General features: G+C 68.2%; 17 protein-coding genes. 9 read left to right on the top strand and 8 right to left on the bottom strand.

The window, feature by feature from the left end:
- Nucleotides 1–52: 52 nt before the first annotated feature.
- Complete coding sequence (locus tag C882_RS09905; RefSeq protein ID WP_009540454.1) at nucleotides 53–1,585, bottom strand: phospholipase D-like domain-containing protein; 1,533 nt, start codon at nucleotides 1,583–1,585, stop codon at nucleotides 53–55.
- A 67-nt stretch (nucleotides 1,586–1,652) separates the two neighbouring features.
- On the opposite strand from C882_RS09905, the gene C882_RS09910 reads away from it, so the two are divergent.
- A complete protein-coding gene (locus C882_RS09910) occupies nucleotides 1,653–2,309 on the top strand; it encodes a YqaA family protein (protein ID WP_009540455.1) in 657 nt (218 codons plus the stop codon).
- A gap of 115 nt (nucleotides 2,310–2,424) precedes the next feature.
- The gene (locus tag C882_RS09915; RefSeq protein ID WP_009540456.1) at nucleotides 2,425–2,823 is read left to right on the top strand and encodes a hypothetical protein; all 399 of its coding nucleotides are present in this window, start codon (nucleotides 2,425–2,427) and stop codon (nucleotides 2,821–2,823) included.
- Between the two features lie 17 nt (nucleotides 2,824–2,840).
- Here the strand turns inward: C882_RS09915 and hemW are convergent, their stop codons facing one another.
- From hemW to C882_RS09940, 5 genes are all read right to left on the bottom strand, one after another.
- Nucleotides 2,841–4,061 (bottom strand): radical SAM family heme chaperone HemW, encoded by a 1,221-nt coding sequence (gene hemW, locus C882_RS09920; RefSeq protein ID WP_009540457.1) that lies wholly within the window; start codon nucleotides 4,059–4,061, stop codon nucleotides 2,841–2,843.
- A gap of 13 nt (nucleotides 4,062–4,074) precedes the next feature.
- Complete coding sequence (locus tag C882_RS09925; RefSeq protein ID WP_043644748.1) at nucleotides 4,075–5,433, bottom strand: AmpG family muropeptide MFS transporter; 1,359 nt, start codon at nucleotides 5,431–5,433, stop codon at nucleotides 4,075–4,077.
- 79 nt (nucleotides 5,434–5,512) lie between these two features.
- A complete protein-coding gene (locus C882_RS09930; RefSeq protein WP_009540459.1) occupies nucleotides 5,513–5,788 on the bottom strand; it encodes a helix-turn-helix domain-containing protein in 276 nt (91 codons plus the stop codon).
- A 148-nt stretch (nucleotides 5,789–5,936) separates the two neighbouring features.
- On the bottom strand, nucleotides 5,937–7,757 hold the full coding sequence (typA, locus tag C882_RS09935) for a translational GTPase TypA (RefSeq protein WP_009540460.1): 1,821 nt from the start codon (nucleotides 7,755–7,757) through the stop codon (nucleotides 5,937–5,939).
- Nucleotides 7,758–7,810: 53 nt separating this feature from the next.
- Nucleotides 7,811–8,809, bottom strand: coding sequence for an adenosine kinase (locus C882_RS09940; protein WP_009540461.1), 999 nt, complete (start codon nucleotides 8,807–8,809; stop codon nucleotides 7,811–7,813).
- 188 nt (nucleotides 8,810–8,997) lie between these two features.
- Between C882_RS09940 and C882_RS09945 the strand changes: the two genes are divergently transcribed.
- Both C882_RS09945 and C882_RS09950 read left to right on the top strand, forming a co-directional pair.
- Complete coding sequence (locus C882_RS09945; protein ID WP_009540462.1) at nucleotides 8,998–9,714, top strand: EI24 domain-containing protein; 717 nt, start codon at nucleotides 8,998–9,000, stop codon at nucleotides 9,712–9,714.
- Nucleotides 9,711–10,175, top strand: coding sequence for a hypothetical protein (locus C882_RS09950; protein ID WP_009540463.1), 465 nt, complete (start codon nucleotides 9,711–9,713; stop codon nucleotides 10,173–10,175). The genes C882_RS09945 and C882_RS09950 overlap by 4 nt, the downstream gene beginning before the upstream one ends.
- Nucleotides 10,176–10,185: 10 nt before the next feature.
- Here the strand turns inward: C882_RS09950 and C882_RS25665 are convergent, their stop codons facing one another.
- Entirely contained in the window at nucleotides 10,186–10,872 is a 687-nt protein-coding gene (locus C882_RS25665) for a ferredoxin (protein ID WP_009540464.1), read from the bottom strand.
- 52 nt (nucleotides 10,873–10,924) lie between these two features.
- Nucleotides 10,925–11,146 (bottom strand): DUF3072 domain-containing protein, encoded by a 222-nt coding sequence (locus C882_RS09960; RefSeq protein WP_009540465.1) that lies wholly within the window; start codon nucleotides 11,144–11,146, stop codon nucleotides 10,925–10,927.
- A gap of 301 nt (nucleotides 11,147–11,447) precedes the next feature.
- On the opposite strand from C882_RS09960, the gene ffh reads away from it, so the two are divergent.
- The 5 genes from ffh (at nucleotide 11,448) to rplS (ending at nucleotide 15,359) form a co-directional block, all read left to right on the top strand.
- Nucleotides 11,448–13,016, top strand: a complete 1,569-nt coding sequence (ffh, locus tag C882_RS09965) for a signal recognition particle protein (RefSeq protein ID WP_009540466.1) — start codon at nucleotides 11,448–11,450, stop codon at nucleotides 13,014–13,016.
- 73 nt (nucleotides 13,017–13,089) lie between these two features.
- Complete coding sequence (rpsP, locus tag C882_RS09970) at nucleotides 13,090–13,503, top strand: 30S ribosomal protein S16 (protein WP_009540467.1); 414 nt, start codon at nucleotides 13,090–13,092, stop codon at nucleotides 13,501–13,503.
- Nucleotides 13,504–13,557: 54 nt separating this feature from the next.
- Nucleotides 13,558–14,175 (top strand): ribosome maturation factor RimM, encoded by a 618-nt coding sequence (gene rimM, locus C882_RS09975; protein WP_043644753.1) that lies wholly within the window; start codon nucleotides 13,558–13,560, stop codon nucleotides 14,173–14,175.
- On the top strand, nucleotides 14,172–14,894 hold the full coding sequence (gene trmD / locus C882_RS09980; protein WP_009540469.1) for a tRNA (guanosine(37)-N1)-methyltransferase TrmD: 723 nt from the start codon (nucleotides 14,172–14,174) through the stop codon (nucleotides 14,892–14,894). Before rimM ends, trmD begins: the two co-directional genes overlap by 4 nt.
- Nucleotides 14,895–14,897: 3 nt before the next feature.
- Nucleotides 14,898–15,359 carry a 50S ribosomal protein L19 gene (gene rplS / locus C882_RS09985; protein WP_009540470.1) on the top strand — a complete coding sequence of 154 codons (462 nt, stop codon included), beginning with the start codon at nucleotides 14,898–14,900 and terminating at the stop codon, nucleotides 15,357–15,359.
- Nucleotides 15,360–15,554: the final 195 nt, after the last annotated feature.

Below are 15,554 nucleotides of genomic sequence, written 5' to 3' on the forward strand. Positions count from 1 at the left end.
CGGAGACAGTGGACGGTTACCGATGATCAATGCTGCGGCGCAGCAGCGGCAACTACCAGTCGAACACCCACTTCAGCTTGTTTTTCAGGCGCCGCAGCGGCTTTTCCGGCCGTTCGGGATCGGCCACCTGGCTTTCCACCATCAGTTCGTCGGCGTCGTCCAGGTCCTCCATGCCCTCGGGGCAGAGCACGCGCAGCGACCGGCCCTCGTCCCGGCGCAGAGTCTCGATGGTGTCGATCAGCCGACCGTCGAGGTCGCGCAGCACGCCGGCGACTTTCGGAGGTGCGTGGTCCAGGTGCTCGGCCAGCAGGTCGATCATGCGGCTGCGGATGGCGTCGCGCCGGATCGCGTCGTCGTCCTCGCAGAACAGGGCGATGTCGGATTCGGTGTCGAAGCCCATGGACCGGTTGTTCAGGTTCGCCGATCCCACCTTCAGAAAGCGGTCGTCGATGATGGTCACCTTGGCGTGGACGTAGATGCCCTTGCCGCGCTTGGTGACCGGATAGTAGATGCGGAACCGGCCGGCGTGGTCGGACTTGCGGCACAGCGCCACGTTCTGCGCACGGGCGGTGTCCATGGTCTTTTCCTCCAGCCAGCCGTCGGCGGCGTAGGGGTTGATGACCACCACCTCGGGCGGGTTCTGCTCGCGCAGGCGCTCGGCGACGGCAAGCGCCACGGTGCGGCTGGCGAAGTACTGACTTTCCAGGTAGATCAGCCGGCGGGCGTCGCGGATGGCGCGCAGGGTCAGGGCCTCGATTTCGAAGACGCCGGGCTCGTCCTTGTAGGGGGGCATGGTGCGGGCCACGCCGACGGAGACGTTCTCGGCCTCCACCGAGAGGGTGTCCGGCCAGGTTTCGGCCGTGCCCTCGACCTCCTCGGCGCGGGGCGGCGGGTCGAGCCGCTCGCCGGTGCCGCGCTCCCAGCGGATGCGACACATTTCCTCCAGCACGCGGGCGGCCTCGCCCTCCACCGCGACGGAGGCGTCGTGGTGCGGTGGATAATGGCCGCCGGCGGGATTGCGGCGGCGGCGGTCGTGGTCGATGTGGTCGCGGGTGTCCCAGCGGTTCCGCGTGATGTCGATGCCGCCCATCATGGCGAAGCGGTCGTCGATGCAGACCACCTTCTGGTGGTGGCACGAGCCCCAGGGATGCTCGCCATCAAGCTTGAAGTGGATGCGGTCGGACATCTTCCACCGCAGGGCGCGCCAGGGCCAGGGGTTCTGCCGCACCATGGTGAAGAAGGCGATGTCCCACTTAAGGATGTAAATCCGAAGATCCGGGCGCTCGTCCACCAGTTTGGAGATGAACGGCCCCACCTTCACCGGCCAGCCGTCGTGGGGCCGGTCCATGAGCATGTGGACGCGGGTGTCGAAGTCCCAGCCCACCAGGAAGATGCGGTACCGCGCGTTCAGGCAGGCCTCGCGGAAGGCGGCGAAATAGTCCTCGCAGTCCACCACCATGCCGAACCGGGGCGTGTGCGCCGTCTTCCAGCAGGTGACGCCGGGTTCCAGCAGCGGCGTCGCGTCGGTGCCGTCCTTCAGCGGCCGGGAGGTCTCGGCAGGAGAGGGAGGATGGTCGGGGGCCATGGGTCACGTGCCTTTCCGTCGATCGCCTCCACCTCAACGCGCGCTGTCGCACGGGCGTTGAGGCGGCATGCAGGATGATCGACCGTCCGGCGCGACCGCCGAAACAGAGCCGTGTGCCGACCCGTGGACGGAAGCCCGCGAGGCCCACCGCCACCCGCGGGCGGTGGCGCGCCGACTGGCCCATTCCCGCAAGGGGCTGTGGCTGATCGGCGTGATGTCCTTCCTGGAAAGCATCATCGTGCCGATCCCGCTGGAGGTGGTGCTGATCCCCTACATGATGGCCCGCCGCGACATTCTGTGGCGCATCGCGGCCGTGGTGCTGCTGGGCTGCGTGATCGGGGCGCTGGTGGGCTACGGCGTCGGCTACTTCGTCTTCGACACGCTGGGCATCCGGCTTGTCGAGTGGGCGGGCTGGCAGGAGCAGTTCGACAGCACCAAGACGTGGTTCGAGGCCAACGGCTTCTGGGCGGTTGTGGCCATCGGCGTCACGCCGGTGCCCTTCCAGGTCGCCATGCTGGCGGCGGGCGTGATGAAGTACCCGGTGTACCTCTTCGTTGCGGCGACGCTCATCGCCAGGGGTATCCGCTACTTCGGCCTGGCGCTGCTGGTCCACCTGTTCGGCGACCGCGCCATGGACCTTTGGAACCGCCACAAGAAACGCACGGTCGCCGCCATCACCGGCGTGGTGGCCGTCGCGATCGTGCTGAACGTGTGGGTTCTTTAGTATCGCCCGAAACGCGATCGCGGCATTGCCCTCACAAGGCAATCCTGGTCAAACTGGCCCTGCGCATCTTCAGGGGGAAGCTTGCCGCACGTGACTGAACACGCACGGGGGGATCATGAGAACGCTTTTTGCCGCCATTCTTGTCGCGCTTTCCCTCGCCTGGGCCGTGCCCGCTTCGGCCAGCGGCCCCACGGGCTCCATCATGTACAAGGAGCAAGGTGGAAACGACACCTATCAGGTTTTCATTCAAAACGGGAAGGTGATCTCGGGTTGGGCAGGCGGTGAGGGGGAGCCGCGCTACGCCATCGTTGGCGGCTGGTACGATGGGACGCGGCTCGTCGTCGTCCTTCAGGGCAATGGATTCAACACGGACAGCCAGTGGTTCACCCACGTGATCCACATGCGGCGGGACGGTCGGAAGCTATGGCTTGAGCTGGCTGCATACGGTTACGGAAAGACCAAGACGTCCAAACCGGTGCCCTACGTCATCACGCAGACGAGCGGCGGCCTGTAGGCTGTCCGCTACACAGTTCAGCGGCCCGGCGGACTTCCGTCTTCGGCATCGCCATCCACCGGCACCAGCGCCGCGATCAGCCCGTTGAGCACCAGCATCCCGTCGGCGGTGGCGCGCAGCGCTGCCGGTGTGTCTTCCAGCAGCCCCATCTCCGTCAGGTCCGCCAGTGCGCGGGCGTCGACGAAGCCGTCCAGGGGGCGTCCCGACAGCCGGTGGAAGCGCATCTTGTCCACGCCCTCGGTCAGGCGCAGGCCCATGAGAAGCAGTTCCTCGGCGCGTTCCGCCTGCCCGAGCGGATCGTCGCGCGTGGTGGCGTGGCCGTGCGCCTCCACCTGCGACAGCCACCGTTCCGGCGCGCGGTGCTGCCGCGTCGCGCGGGGCGTGCCGCCGACCGTCAGGCGGCCATGGGCGCCGGGGCCGACGCCGATGTAGTCGCCGCCGCGCCAGTACACCAGGTTGTGGCGGCATTCCTCGCCGGGCCGCGCGTGATTGGAGACCTCGTAGGACGGCAGTCCGGCGCGGGCGGTTTCCTCCTGCGTCACGTGCCAGAGGCTGACCGCGTCGTCCTCCTCCGGCAGGCGCCAGTCGCCCCGGTGCCAGTCTAGGTAAAATTTCGTGCCCTGCTCGACGGTCAGTTGGTAGAGCGACAAGTGCCCATGTCCCGCCAGGATGTCCAGCGCCTGCCGCAGCTCCTGCCGCCATGCCTCGGGATCATGGCCGGGGCGGGCGTAGATGAGGTCGATGGAGGTGCGGGGGAACAGGCTCTGCGCCGCCTCCAGTGCCGCCAGGGCCTCGGCGCGGTCATGGCGGCGGCCAAGGAAGGCGAGTGCGGCGTCGTCCAGCGCCTGCACGCCCAGGGACACCCGGTTGACGCCGGCGTCGCGGAAGTCCTCGAACTTCGCCCGGTCGACGGCGCCGGGGTTGGCTTCCAGCGTCACCTCCAGGTCGTTGGCGGGCGTGAACAGGCTCCGCGCGTCCTCCAGGATCGCCGCCACCGTCCCTGGCTCCATGAGGGACGGCGTGCCGCCGCCGAAGAAGACGCTGGTCAGCCGCCGTCCCTCGCGCCCCGCCATGGCGGCGTAGTGCGCCAGTTCCACCCGCAAGGCCGCACGGAAGCGGCCGTGGTCGACGCGGTCGACGACGTGGCTGTTGAAGTCGCAGTACGGGCACTTGGACAGGCAGAAGGGCCAGTGGACATACAGCCCGAAGCCCTCGTCGCCCTGAATGTGATCGGTCACGGTGCGTGTATCGTCAGTCGTCGTCGGCCAGGGCGGAGACGGTCACCTGCCGGTTCTCGCGCGGGAACAGGTGCATCATCCACAGCAGCAGCGCCAGTCCGGGAATGGCGGCGGCGGTAGAGATCAGGAAGTACGTCACCCAGTCCACATTGTCCGCCACCCACCCGCCGGCGCTGGCGAAGAAGGTGCGGGCAAAGGCCATGAAGCTGGAGACCAGGGCGTACTGCGTCGCCGTGTAGGCCAGGTTGCAGAGACTGGAGAGATAGGCCACGAAGGCCGCCGTGCCCATCCCTCCGGTCAGATTTTCCACGCTGATGGTGACGACCAGGAAGCTGACGTCCGGCCCGATCATGGCCTGGGCGACGAACACCAGGTTGGACAGCGCCTGAAGGATGCCGCAGACCAGCAGGGATCGCATGATGCCCATCTTCGCCACCAGCAGCCCGCCCAGCAGGCCGCCGACGATGGTCATCACCACGCCGTAGCTCTTGGAGACCACGCCGATCTCGGTCTTGGTGAAGCCGGTTTCGATGTAGAAGGGGTTCGCCATCACCCCCAGCAGCGCATCGCCGTACTTGTAGAAGGCGATGAACAGGATGATGGTCAGCCAGTGCTTCCGCGTGAAGAAATCCGACAGCGGCAGGACGACGGCGCCATAGAGCCACCCGAGCGTCTGGCGCGTGCGGCGGCCCATGTGGGCCTGGCGGTCCATCCACTCCACGGCGCGCTGCTCGGCGACGCTCGCGCGCTCCAGGTGCGGGCGGGCGGGCTCGCGGTTGAGCAGGCAGGTAAGCATGCCCACCCCCATGAGCGCGGCCATGGCCGCGTAGGCCCAGAACCAGCTTGCCGCGTCGGCGATGACCAGCGCGCCGCCGCCGGAGGCCAGCATGGCGAGGCGGTAGCCCAGCACGATGTTGCCCGCGCCGGCGCCGAGCTTCTCTTCCTCCAGGATTTCCACGCGGTAGGCGTCGATAACGATGTCCTGCGTCGCCGAGGCGAACGCCAGCAGCACCGCCCAGCCGGCCGTGACCCAGACGTTGGCGGCGGGGTCGGAGGAGCCGAGCCCGAGCATGGCGCCGGCGGTGAGGAGCTGGGCGGCGATCATCCAGCCGCGCCGCTGGCCGAGCATGTTGGTCAGCGGCGGCAGGGGCAGCTTATCCACCAGCGGCGACCACAGCCACTTGAAAGCGTAGGCGGTGGATGCCCAGGAGAACAGGCCGATGACGGTCAGCGACAGCCCTTCCTCGGTCAGCCAGGCCGACAGGGTGCCGTAGACCAGCAGCAGCGGCAGGCCCGAGGAAAAGCCGAGAAACAGGATGGAGATCACCCGCCGGTCCAGATAGACCGCGAGCGAGTGGGACCAGGATGTCACGGTGGTTGATGCCCCTGCCGATACAATGCGCGCCACAGGCTAGCGGGTTTGGCGGGGGGATCAAGGGTGCCGTGCGGCGTCAGGCGGCGCGATCCGTCTCCAGCATGGCGGCGACCTCCCGGGGGTGGCGGAACAGGAGGGTGATGAGGGTTCGCGCGGCATCGTCAGGCACGGTCCGCCGCTGCTCCCAGTTGCGCAGGGTTGCAAGCGGGATGTCCATGAGGTCCGCGAGCCGCTGCTGAGTCAGGCCCAGCACGGCGCGCGACACCTTGAGCATTCCGGCGGCGTCGGGGTCGGCGGAGTTTGTCGCGTCGAACTCGGGGGCGTCGTCCCAATCGTCAGGAAGGTCGGCCATACCGTTTCTGCTCCCGTGGGTTCGCCGTGCAAGAGCGCAAATCTTGTACGCTTATAGCGTACCCCTGCCAGCGAGCAAAACCGAACAAAAGGGGCCGCCCCCACGCCGGGAGCGGCCCCTTTTCTCGTTCCAGCACCGACGCCCTGGCTTACGCCACGTCGCTCTGCTTGGAGGCGCGCTTGCGCTCGTGCGGGTCCAGGTGCTTCTTGCGCAGGCGCACCGCCTTGGGGGTGACCTCCACCAGCTCGTCGTCCTGGATGTAGGCCAGGGCGTCTTCCAGCGTCATGCGGCGCGGCGGCGGCAGGGTGATGGCGTCGTCCTTGCCCGAGGCGCGCACGTTCGACAGCTTCTTCGCCTTCTGGACGTTGACCTCAAGGTCGTTCGTCTTCGAATGCTCGCCGATGATCATGCCGCCGTAGACCTTGACGCCCGGGTCGATGAACTGCGGGCCGCGGTCGAGCAGGTTGAACAGGGCGTAGGCCACGGCATCGCCGGCATCGGTGGCGATCAGCACGCCGTTACGGCGGCCTTCGATCGGGCCCTTGTAGGGAGCGTAGCCGAAGAACAGGCGGTTCATGATGCCGGTGCCGCGCGTGTCCGTCAGGAACTCGCCGTGGTAGCCGATCAGGCCGCGCGAGGGCGCATGGAAGACGATGCGGGTCTTGCCGCCGCCCGAGGGGCGCATCTCGGTCATCTCGGCCTTGCGCAGGCTCATCTTCTCGACGACCGTGCCCGAGAACTCCTCGTCGACGTCGACGACGACTTCCTCGATGGGCTCCAGCTTCTGGCCGTTCTCTTCCTTGAACAGCACGCGCGGGCGCGAGATGGACAACTCGAAGCCCTCGCGGCGCATGTTCTCGATCAGAACGCCCAACTGCAGCTCGCCGCGGCCGGCGACCTCGAAGGCGTCCTTCTGGGCGGTTTCGCGGATGCGGATGGCGACGTTGCCCTCGGCCTCGGCCATCAGGCGGGCGCCGATGACGCGGCTGGTCACCTTGTCGCCGTCCAGGCCCGCCAGCGGGCTGTCGTTGACCGAGAAGGTCATGGCCAGCGTCGGCGGGTCGATGGGGGTGGCCGGCAGGGCGGCGTCCACGTCCAGGGCGCACAGGGTGTCGGCGACGGTGGCCTTCTGCAGGCCCGCGATGGCGACGATGTCGCCGGCCTCGGCCTCTTCCACCGGAATGCGCTGCAGGCCCCGGAAGGCCAGGACCTTGGACGCGCGGCCCTGCTCCAGCAGCTTGCCGTCACGGCTCAGCGCCTTGATGGGCTGGTTGACGGTCAGCTTGCCGGTGGCGATGCGGCCCGTGAGGATGCGGCCCAGGAAGTTGTCGGACTCCAGCGTCGTCGCCAGCATGGAGAACGGCTTGTCCAGGTCGCGCTTGGGCGCCGGGACGTGGTCGACGATCAGCTCGAACAGGGGCGTCAGGTCGCGCGGCTCGTCGTTCTCCAGGTCGCGCACGGCCCAGCCGTCGCGGCCGACAGCGAACAGCGTCGGGAAGTCCAGCTGCTCGTCCTCGGCGTCCAGGGCGGTGAACAGGTCGAAGACCTCGTCATGCACTTCGTGCGGACGGGCGTCGCCGCGGTCGACCTTGTTGATGATCACGATGGGGCGCAGGCCCAGGCCCAGCGCCTTGGACAGCACGAACTTGGTCTGCGGCAGCGGCCCTTCCGCCGAGTCGCACAGCAGAACCACGCCGTCGACCATGGACAGGATGCGCTCCACCTCGCCGCCGAAGTCGGCGTGGCCCGGCGTGTCGACGATGTTGATGCGCGTGCCCTTCCAGTCCACCGAGGTGCACTTGGCCAGGATGGTGATGCCGCGCTCGCGCTCCAGGTCGTTGGAGTCCATGGCGCGGTCGGCCACCTTCTGGTTCTCGCGGAAGGTGCCGCTTTGCTTCAACAGGTTGTCGACGAGGGTCGTCTTGCCGTGGTCGACGTGCGCGATGATCGCGATATTGCGAAGATTCATGACTTTCCGATTCTACGTGCGCGCGACCCTCGACGGGCCCGAGGCGATCTGCCTCAGGCTTCTTCCGCCGCGAGAAGCGACTTCAAGGGGACGTCGGGCCGCGCACCCATGTGACTGATGATTTCCGCGGCGCACCGGCTGGCCAGATGGCCGCACTCGGCCAGCGACTTGCCGCGGGTATACCCGAAAAGGAACCCCGCCGCATAGAGGTCACCGGCGCCCGTCGTGTCGACGAGGCGGGCCGGCGGATGTGCCTCCACCACGACGGTCTCCTGCCCATGCACGATGACGCTGCCCTTGGCCCCGCGCGTCAGGCAGGCGATCTGCGCGTGCTTGCGGACTTCCTCGACGGCCTCATCGAAGCTGTCGGTCTGGTACAGCGAGGTGATCTCGGCCTCGTTGGCGAACAGGATGTCCACCAGGCCTTCGATCAGCTCGACGAATTCCTCGCGGTGACGGTCGACGCAGAAACTGTCCGACAGCGACAGGGCGACCTTGCGGCCGGCTTCGCGGGCGGCGAGGCAGGCCTGGACGATGGCGTCCTTGGCTTCCTTGCCGTCCCACAGGTAGCCTTCCACATAGGTGACCTGGGCGCTGGCGATCAGCTTTTCGTCGATGTCCGACGGCGCAAGCTTCGTGCAGGCCCCCAGATAGGTATTCATGGTGCGCTGCGCATCGGGGGTGACCAGAATAAGGCAGCGCGCGGTGGGAACGCCGGCGTCCTTCTCCAGGACCGGGGTTTCGTAGCCGACGCCGATGGCGTTGATGTCGTGGCGGAAGATCTGCCCCAGCTGGTCGTCGCACACCTTGCCGATGAAGGCAGGATTGCCGCCCAGGCTGGCGATGCCCGCCACCGTGTTGGCGGCCGACCCGCCGGAGCTTTCGATGCTCGAGCCCATGGCGCCGTAGATGGCCTCGGCCTTCTCGGCATCGATGAGCGTCATGCCGCCCTTGGGCATGTCGTGCGAGGCGAGGAAGTCGTCCTCGGCGTGCGCGAGCACGTCCACGATGGCATTGCCGATGCCCATCACGTCGAACCGAGTGTCGGCCATGTGTCCAATCCCTTAGTTGCGTCGTCAGGTGTTCGCGGTTGCGCGGCAGTATACCGTCTGGCAACGAGTTAACAAGGACCGCTTCTTCCCGTTGCGGTGGCGAACGGGTCGGGGGCATCAACCGCGCGCTTGACAGGCGCCGGCCCGCGCCCGACCTTTGGCGCGCCCAGAGAAACAAGGACACATCCGTGATCGACGCCTTCGTCAAAGCCTTCGCCCAGCTCCCCGACAAGCGCATCCGCGGCGTGGTGATCGTCAGCCTGCTCGGCGCGCTGGCGATCTACCTGGCGCTGGCGGGCGCCCTGTGGTGGGCGCTGACCGACACCGTGCTCGTCAGCCTGCCGTGGGTGGAGGCCCTGCTGGACGTGCTGGGGGGCGTTGCCGTCTTCGTGCTGTCGCTGCTGTTCTTCCCGGCGGTGGTCACCATGATCATCGGCTTCTTCCTGGAACAGGTGGCCGACGCCGTGGAAGCCCGCCACTACCCCGGCCTGCCGCCCAACCGCGAGCAGCCGGTGTGGGAGATCATCGGCTCCACCGCCAAGTTCGCCGCCGTCGCCATCGGCCTGAACATCCTGGCGCTGCCGCTCTACCTTCTGCTGCTGTTCATTCCGGGGTCCAGCCTGGTGCTGTTCTACGCCCTGAACGGCTACCTTCTGTCGCGCGAGTATTTCGAGGCCGTGGCGCTGCGCCGGGCCGACGCCGCGACCGTCAAGAGCCTGCGCCGCCAGCACACCGGGCGGCTGTGGCTCGTTGGTGCGGCCATCACCTTCCTGGCGACGGTGCCCTTCGTGAACATGCTGGCCCCCGTGGTCGGCACCGCGGCGATGACCCACGTCGCGACCGGCCTGATGCGCCGCCACAAGCTGCTCGACAAGCCGGTGCCGACGGCGGAGCCCGCCCAATGAGCCCGCTGCGCCTCGTCCTTGCGGCTGCATTGGCGCTGACGCTGGCGGCCTGCGGCTCCCGGCACGAGGTGCGGGTGCTGGGCGACGGCGATGCCCTCGGCACGGCCTCGCCCCACGCGGGCACCGGATCGGAAGACGTCGCGGCCCTGCCGCCGCGTCCCCTGCCGACGGCCGAGGAGATCGCCGCCGCGCCCGATCCCCTTACCCTGAAGGGCGAGGCCGCCGATGCGGTCCGCGCGGCGCTGGGACCGGCAAGCCTGCTGCGCCGCGAGCCGCCGGCGCAGGTCTGGCAGTACCGCGGGCGGACCTGCGTGCTGGACGTGGTGCTCTATCCCGACGAGGCCGAGGGGGCGCCGCTGACGGTCGCGCATGTGGAACTGCGCCCCGTCGTGGCCGCCAACGCCGTCGCGCCCAAGGCCTGCGCGGCGGACGTGCTGCAAAACCGCATGGCGCGGAGCTAGGGCGGCCTCCTCAGGCCCCGAGGAACGCCGCCATGTGAAACGCCGCCTGATCGGGCGCGTAAGGGGCGCCGACGGGGCAGGCGTGGCGGGCCTGGCAGCCGGTCTCGCGGCAGGCGGCGCCGGTCGTCGCCACATGGGCCTTGCAGGCCTGCCAGTCGTAGCCCGCCTCGCTGAAGGCGGAGACGGGGCAGCCGCCGAGGCAGGGCGTGTCGACGCAGGAGTCGCATGGGTGCGGGCGCGCCGGCCGGGGCGGCAGGTCCAGCGTTTCCGCAAACAGGACCGCCCCGCGATAGGCGTGCCACGGCCCGTAGTCCGGGTGCAGCAGCACACCGATGGGCGAAGGGCGCAGGCCCTCCGCCTTCATGGCCCAGCGCTGGAACGGGTGGAACGGCGGCCCGCCGAAGGGGTAGACGACGCCTGCGCCCAGGTCCTCGGCCAGCGGCGCGAGAACGCTGCGGGTCCAGGCGTCCAGTTCGTGCGGCGCGTCGCCAGCGTTTCGAGCAGCGGAGAAGTGTGCCCACATCGCCGGCCCGGCGTTGCCCACCAGCGCCACCGTGCGCACATCGGCGGCGAGACCGTCTTCGGGATCGGGATGAAAGGCGCCGCGCAGCAACAGTCCGTGGTCGGCCAGGCGCTCGGCGAGGGCGCGGAGGCGGGGCGAGAGCTGGGTGGCGGCGTGGTCGGTGTCCGGCATCATGGCGCCGCAGTCTCCGCCCAACGCCGCCGCCGCGCAAGAGGGGCGTCTGGTCCTACTGGCCGCGCCCGGTCTTCGCCTGCAGCGCCTCGATCCGTTCGGCGGCCTCGGCCTTGGTCAGCGTGTCGTCGAAGGGCTCGCCCGCCTCTTCCGTCAGGGTCTTGAGGTAGCTTTTCTGGGCGTCCGTCATGGGCTCGTCCTTGGTGACCCAGTCCTCGGGGTCCTTCTGCAGGTTGCTGGGCGCATTGTCGTCGTGGGGCACCTTGGGATTGGTCATGGCAGGTTCGCCTCCGTCGCTGTTCGGCATTCGTTTCTGTCGGCGGAACGGCGAGGCCGCGCTTCCCGTTGCCGGCTTTCCCGGCCTTGACTCAAGCGCCGCGCGGGCCTATACCGTCCTCCTTCGCGTCTTCGAAGGGAGGGGCGGAGTGTGTTCATCATGCTGCTTCGGGCCATTGTGCTCCCGAGGGGGTCCGTCAGTCCGCGAGGGTTCGCGCACTGGCGCCGTCGGCGTTTGCGCCGAGCCGCATGACAGCACGTAATCGAGCGACCAAACGAACGACCGGCACGGTGGACCCTGCATGTTCGAAAGTCTGTCCAATCGTCTAGGCGGCGTCTTCGACAAGCTGCGCAAGCGCGGCGCCCTGTCGGAGGACGATGTCTCGGAGGCCATGCGCGAGGTGCGCGTCGCCCTCCTGGAGGCCGACGTCGCCCTGCCGGTGGTCAAGGACTTCGTCAAGAAGGTCAAGGAACGCGCCGTCGGGCAGGAGGTGATCAAGTCCGTCACCCCCGGCCAGATGGTCGTGAAGATCGTCAACGACGTCCTGGTGGAAACGCTGGGCGCCGACGACGAGGAAAGCCAGATCAACCTGCGCGCCGAGGCGCCGGTGCCGATCCTCATGGTCGGCCTGCAGGGTTCGGGCAAGACCACCACCTCGGGCAAGCTGGCGCTGCGGCTGCGCACGCGCGAGCGCAAGAAGGTCATGGTCGCCTCGCTGGACGTCTACCGCCCGGCTGCGCAGAAGCAGCTGGAGGTCGTCGCCGGTCAGGCCGAGGTCGACAGCCTGCCCATCGTCATGGGCGAAATGCCGGTCGCCATCGCCAAGCGCGCCATGTCCGAAGGCCGCAAGGGCGGCTACGACGTGGTGATCCTGGACACCGCCGGGCGCCTGCACATCGACCAGGAGCTGATGGACGAGGTCGCGCAGGTGCGCGACGCGGTGAAGCCGGCGGAAACTCTGCTGGTCACCGACGCCATGATCGGCCAGGACGCCGTCAACCTGGCGCGCGAGTTCAACGAGAAGATCGGCATTTCCGGTATCGTGCTGACCCGCGTCGACGGTGACGCGCGCGGCGGTGCGGCGCTGTCCATGCGCGCGGTCACCGGCAAGCCCATCAAGCTGCTGGGCATGGGCGAGAAGCTCGATCAGCTGGAAGGCTTCCACGCCGACCGCATCGCCAGCCGCATCCTGGGCATGGGCGACGTCGTCAGCCTGGTGGAGAAGGCCGCCGAGTCCATCGAGGCCGAAGAGGCCGAGAAGATGGCCGCCAAGCTGATGGAGGGCAAGTTCGACATGAACGACATGCTCTCCCAGTTGCGCCAGATCCAGAAGATGGGCGACATCAAGGGCATCCTCGGCATGATGCCCGGCATCGGCAAGATGCAAAAGCAGATCGAGAACGCCAACATCGACGACAAGATGATCAAGCATCAGGAAGCGATCATCCTGTCCATGACGGCGAAGGAGCGCGCCAACCCCGCGCTCATGAAGGCCAGCCGCAAGAAGCGCGTCGCCGCCGGCTCCGGCACCACGGTGCAGGAGATCAACAAGCTGCTGAAACAGCATCAGCAGATGGCCGACGTCATGAAGAAAATGAAGAAGATGGGCGGCAAGAAGGGCCTCATGGGCGCCATGTCCAAGATGTTCGGCGGCGCCACGCCCCCGGCCGGCATGCCCGGCGGGATGCCTCCCGGAATGACGCCCGACATGCTGGCCGGCATGGGCGGCGGCAAGAAGGGCAAGAAGGGCCAGGGCGGCGGTGACGAGGCCATGCCCGACATGTCGGCCCTCATGAAAGGCGGCGGCGCCGGTCCCGGCGGCCTGCCCCCCGATGTTCTGAAGGCCCTGAACAAGGGCAAGAAGAAGTAACCAGACGGTCCCCGGCCACGGCGGACCCTCTCGAACCAACCAAACGCAATCAAGAAGACCTGGAGTAGTATCGATGGCCCTGAAGATTCGTCTGTCCCGCGGCGGTGCCAAGAAGCGTCCGTTCTACCGCATCGTTCTCGCCGACAGCCGCAGCCCGCGCGACGGCCGCTTCCTGGAGCGCCTGGGGTCCTACAACCCGATGGTGCCGCAGGACCACGCCGACCGCGTGATCCTGAAGGACGAGCGCATCAAGCATTGGCTGGGCCAGGGCGCGCAGCCGACCGACCGCGTGCGCAAGCTGCTGGGCATCGCCGGCATCGTCGAGATGCCGACCCCGCCGACCCAGACCAAGAAGAACCAGCCCAAGGCCAAGGCGCAGGAGCGCCTGCGCGAGCAGCAGGAGAAGGCCGCGGCCGCCGCCGCCGCCGCCGAGGAAGCCGCCGCCGCTCCGGCCGAGGGCGAGGGCGAGGGTGCGTCCGCCGAGTAATCGGCGGATCGTGTCTCTTCCCAGGGCGATCTCCTGGTGCATCGGGGCCTTGCCATGAGCAGCGCGCGCGATGATCGCGACCATCGGGTGCTTGTGGGCGTCATCGTCGGCGCCCACGGCATCCGTGGCGACGTGAAGGTGAAAAGCTTCACCGCCGATCCGTCCGACGTGGCCGCCTACGGGCCGGTCATGACGGAGGACGGCGGGAAGCGGCTTGCCTTGCGCGTGAAGGGCGAGGGCAAGGGCACGGTGACCTGCTTCGTCAAGGGCGTCGCCGACCGCAACGCTGCCGAGGCGCTGAAGGGCACGCGGCTCTACCTGCCGCGCGAGAGCCTGCCAGCCGAGGCCGAGGACGACGAGTTCTATCACGCCGACCTAGTCGGGCTGACGGCCGAAATGGCCGACGGCTCCGGCCCGGTGGGCGAGGTGGTCGCCGTCTACGACTTCGGCGCCGGCGACGTGCTGGAACTGAAGCCGGTGGCCGGCGGCGTGTCGCCCAAGCCGGTCATGGTGCCCTTCACCCGCGACGTCTGCCCCATCGTGGACGTCAAGAAACGGCGGCTGGTCGTGGACCCGCCGCCGGGGCTGATCGACGCGCCGAAACCCGGCGAACAGGCCGAGGAGGCGGCTGCCGCGCAAGCCGACTCCGAAGCGGCCGGGGAGACGGAATGACGGCGCCGGCGTTCAAGGCGACCGTTCTGACGCTCTTTCCCGAGATGTTTCCGGGTCCGCTGGGCCACAGTCTGGCGGGAAAGGCGTTGAAGGACGGCCTGTGGTCGTTGGAAACGGTGGACATCCGTGCCCACGCGCGCGATAAACACCGCACCGTCGACGACACGCCCTTCGGCGGGGGTGCCGGCATGGTCATGCGTCCCGACGTGGTGGACGCGGCGATCACCGCCGCCCATCCCGGCGAGGGGCCGTTGATCTACCTCACCCCGCGGGGCGAGGTGCTGCGGCAGCCGCGGGTCAAGGCCCTGGCGAAGGAGCCGGCGGTGACGATCCTCTGCGGGCGGTACGAAGGCGTCGACCAGCGTGTGCTGGACAAGCACAACGCCCTGGAGATCAGCATCGGCGACTTCGTGCTGTCGGGCGGCGAGGCGGCGGCCATCACCCTGCTGGACGCGGTGGTGCGCATGGTCCCCGGCGTCGTCGGCAAGACGGAGTCGCTGGAAGACGAGAGTTTCGAAACCGGCCTGCTGGAATACCCGCTGTATACGCGGCCGCAGGTCTGGAACGACGTTCCGGTGCCCGATGTGTTGATGAGCGGCCATCACGCCAACATCGACAAGTGGCGCCGGCAACAGGCGGAAGACATCACCCGGCAGCGCCGCCCCGACCTGTGGTCGGGCTACGTCGCCGCCCAGAAGCAAGAGCAAGAGGGTCAATAGGTTATGAACATCATTCAGCAGCTCGAGAAAGAGCAGGTCGAGAAGCTCACCCCGGAGCACGGCATCCCCGAGTTCAAGCCGGGCGACACGGTGCGCGTCCACGTGAAGGTGGTCGAAGGCAACCGCGAGCGCGTGCAGGCCTACGAGGGCGTGTGCATCGCCCGCCGCAACGCCGGCATCAACGGCAGCTTCACGGTCCGCAAGATCTCCTTCGGCGAAGGCGTCGAGCGCGTGTTCCCGCTGTACTCCCCGGCGCTGGAGCGCATCGAGGTGGTGCGTCGCGGTAAGGTCCGCCGCGCGAAGCTGTACTACCTGCGCGATCGCCGTGGCCGTTCGGCCCGCATCGTCGAGGACACGCAGGCCACCATCAAGGCGAAGGCCCACGAGCGCAACGTCGACCAGGAGCTGCGCGCCAAGGCCGCCGAGAAGGGCGAGCAGCCCGCGGTGAAGCCCGGCAAGAAGTAAGGTCTGGCATCGGCGGCTCCATCGTTTTCAAGGCGATGGGGCTGCCGACACGTTTTACCGGGCGTTTCGGTTCCGACTCTGTTGGACGCCGCGCCCGGTTTTTCATATGCTGCCCGCCGCCCGCGCCGATCGGGATGCGGGCGACAGCCCTGCGCCGCCGCGCGGGCACCGGAATGATGCTATACGGAGTGGACC

This window comes from Caenispirillum salinarum AK4 (assembly GCF_000315795.1).
GTDB lineage: Bacteria > Pseudomonadota > Alphaproteobacteria > Rhodospirillales > Rhodospirillaceae > Caenispirillum > Caenispirillum salinarum.

Excerpts from the sequence above, each read along its gene's own strand:
- C882_RS09905 (WP_009540454.1), bottom strand. The coding sequence starts at position 1,585 with ATGGCCCCCGACCATCCTCCCTCTCCTGCCGAGACCTCCCGGCCGCTG.
- C882_RS09910 (WP_009540455.1), top strand. The coding sequence starts at position 1,653 with ATGCAGGATGATCGACCGTCCGGCGCGACCGCCGAAACAGAGCCGTGT.
- C882_RS09915 (WP_009540456.1), top strand. The coding sequence starts at position 2,425 with ATGAGAACGCTTTTTGCCGCCATTCTTGTCGCGCTTTCCCTCGCCTGG.
- C882_RS09930 (WP_009540459.1), bottom strand. The coding sequence starts at position 5,788 with ATGGCCGACCTTCCTGACGATTGGGACGACGCCCCCGAGTTCGACGCG.
- typA (WP_009540460.1), bottom strand. The coding sequence starts at position 7,757 with ATGAATCTTCGCAATATCGCGATCATCGCGCACGTCGACCACGGCAAG.
- C882_RS09940 (WP_009540461.1), bottom strand. The coding sequence starts at position 8,809 with ATGGCCGACACTCGGTTCGACGTGATGGGCATCGGCAATGCCATCGTG.
- C882_RS09950 (WP_009540463.1), top strand. The coding sequence starts at position 9,711 with ATGAGCCCGCTGCGCCTCGTCCTTGCGGCTGCATTGGCGCTGACGCTG.
- C882_RS25665 (WP_009540464.1), bottom strand. The coding sequence starts at position 10,872 with ATGATGCCGGACACCGACCACGCCGCCACCCAGCTCTCGCCCCGCCTC.
- C882_RS09960 (WP_009540465.1), bottom strand. The coding sequence starts at position 11,146 with ATGACCAATCCCAAGGTGCCCCACGACGACAATGCGCCCAGCAACCTG.
- ffh (WP_009540466.1), top strand. The coding sequence starts at position 11,448 with ATGTTCGAAAGTCTGTCCAATCGTCTAGGCGGCGTCTTCGACAAGCTG.
- rpsP (WP_009540467.1), top strand. The coding sequence starts at position 13,090 with ATGGCCCTGAAGATTCGTCTGTCCCGCGGCGGTGCCAAGAAGCGTCCG.
- rimM (WP_043644753.1), top strand. The coding sequence starts at position 13,558 with ATGAGCAGCGCGCGCGATGATCGCGACCATCGGGTGCTTGTGGGCGTC.
- trmD (WP_009540469.1), top strand. The coding sequence starts at position 14,172 with ATGACGGCGCCGGCGTTCAAGGCGACCGTTCTGACGCTCTTTCCCGAG.
- rplS (WP_009540470.1), top strand. The coding sequence starts at position 14,898 with ATGAACATCATTCAGCAGCTCGAGAAAGAGCAGGTCGAGAAGCTCACC.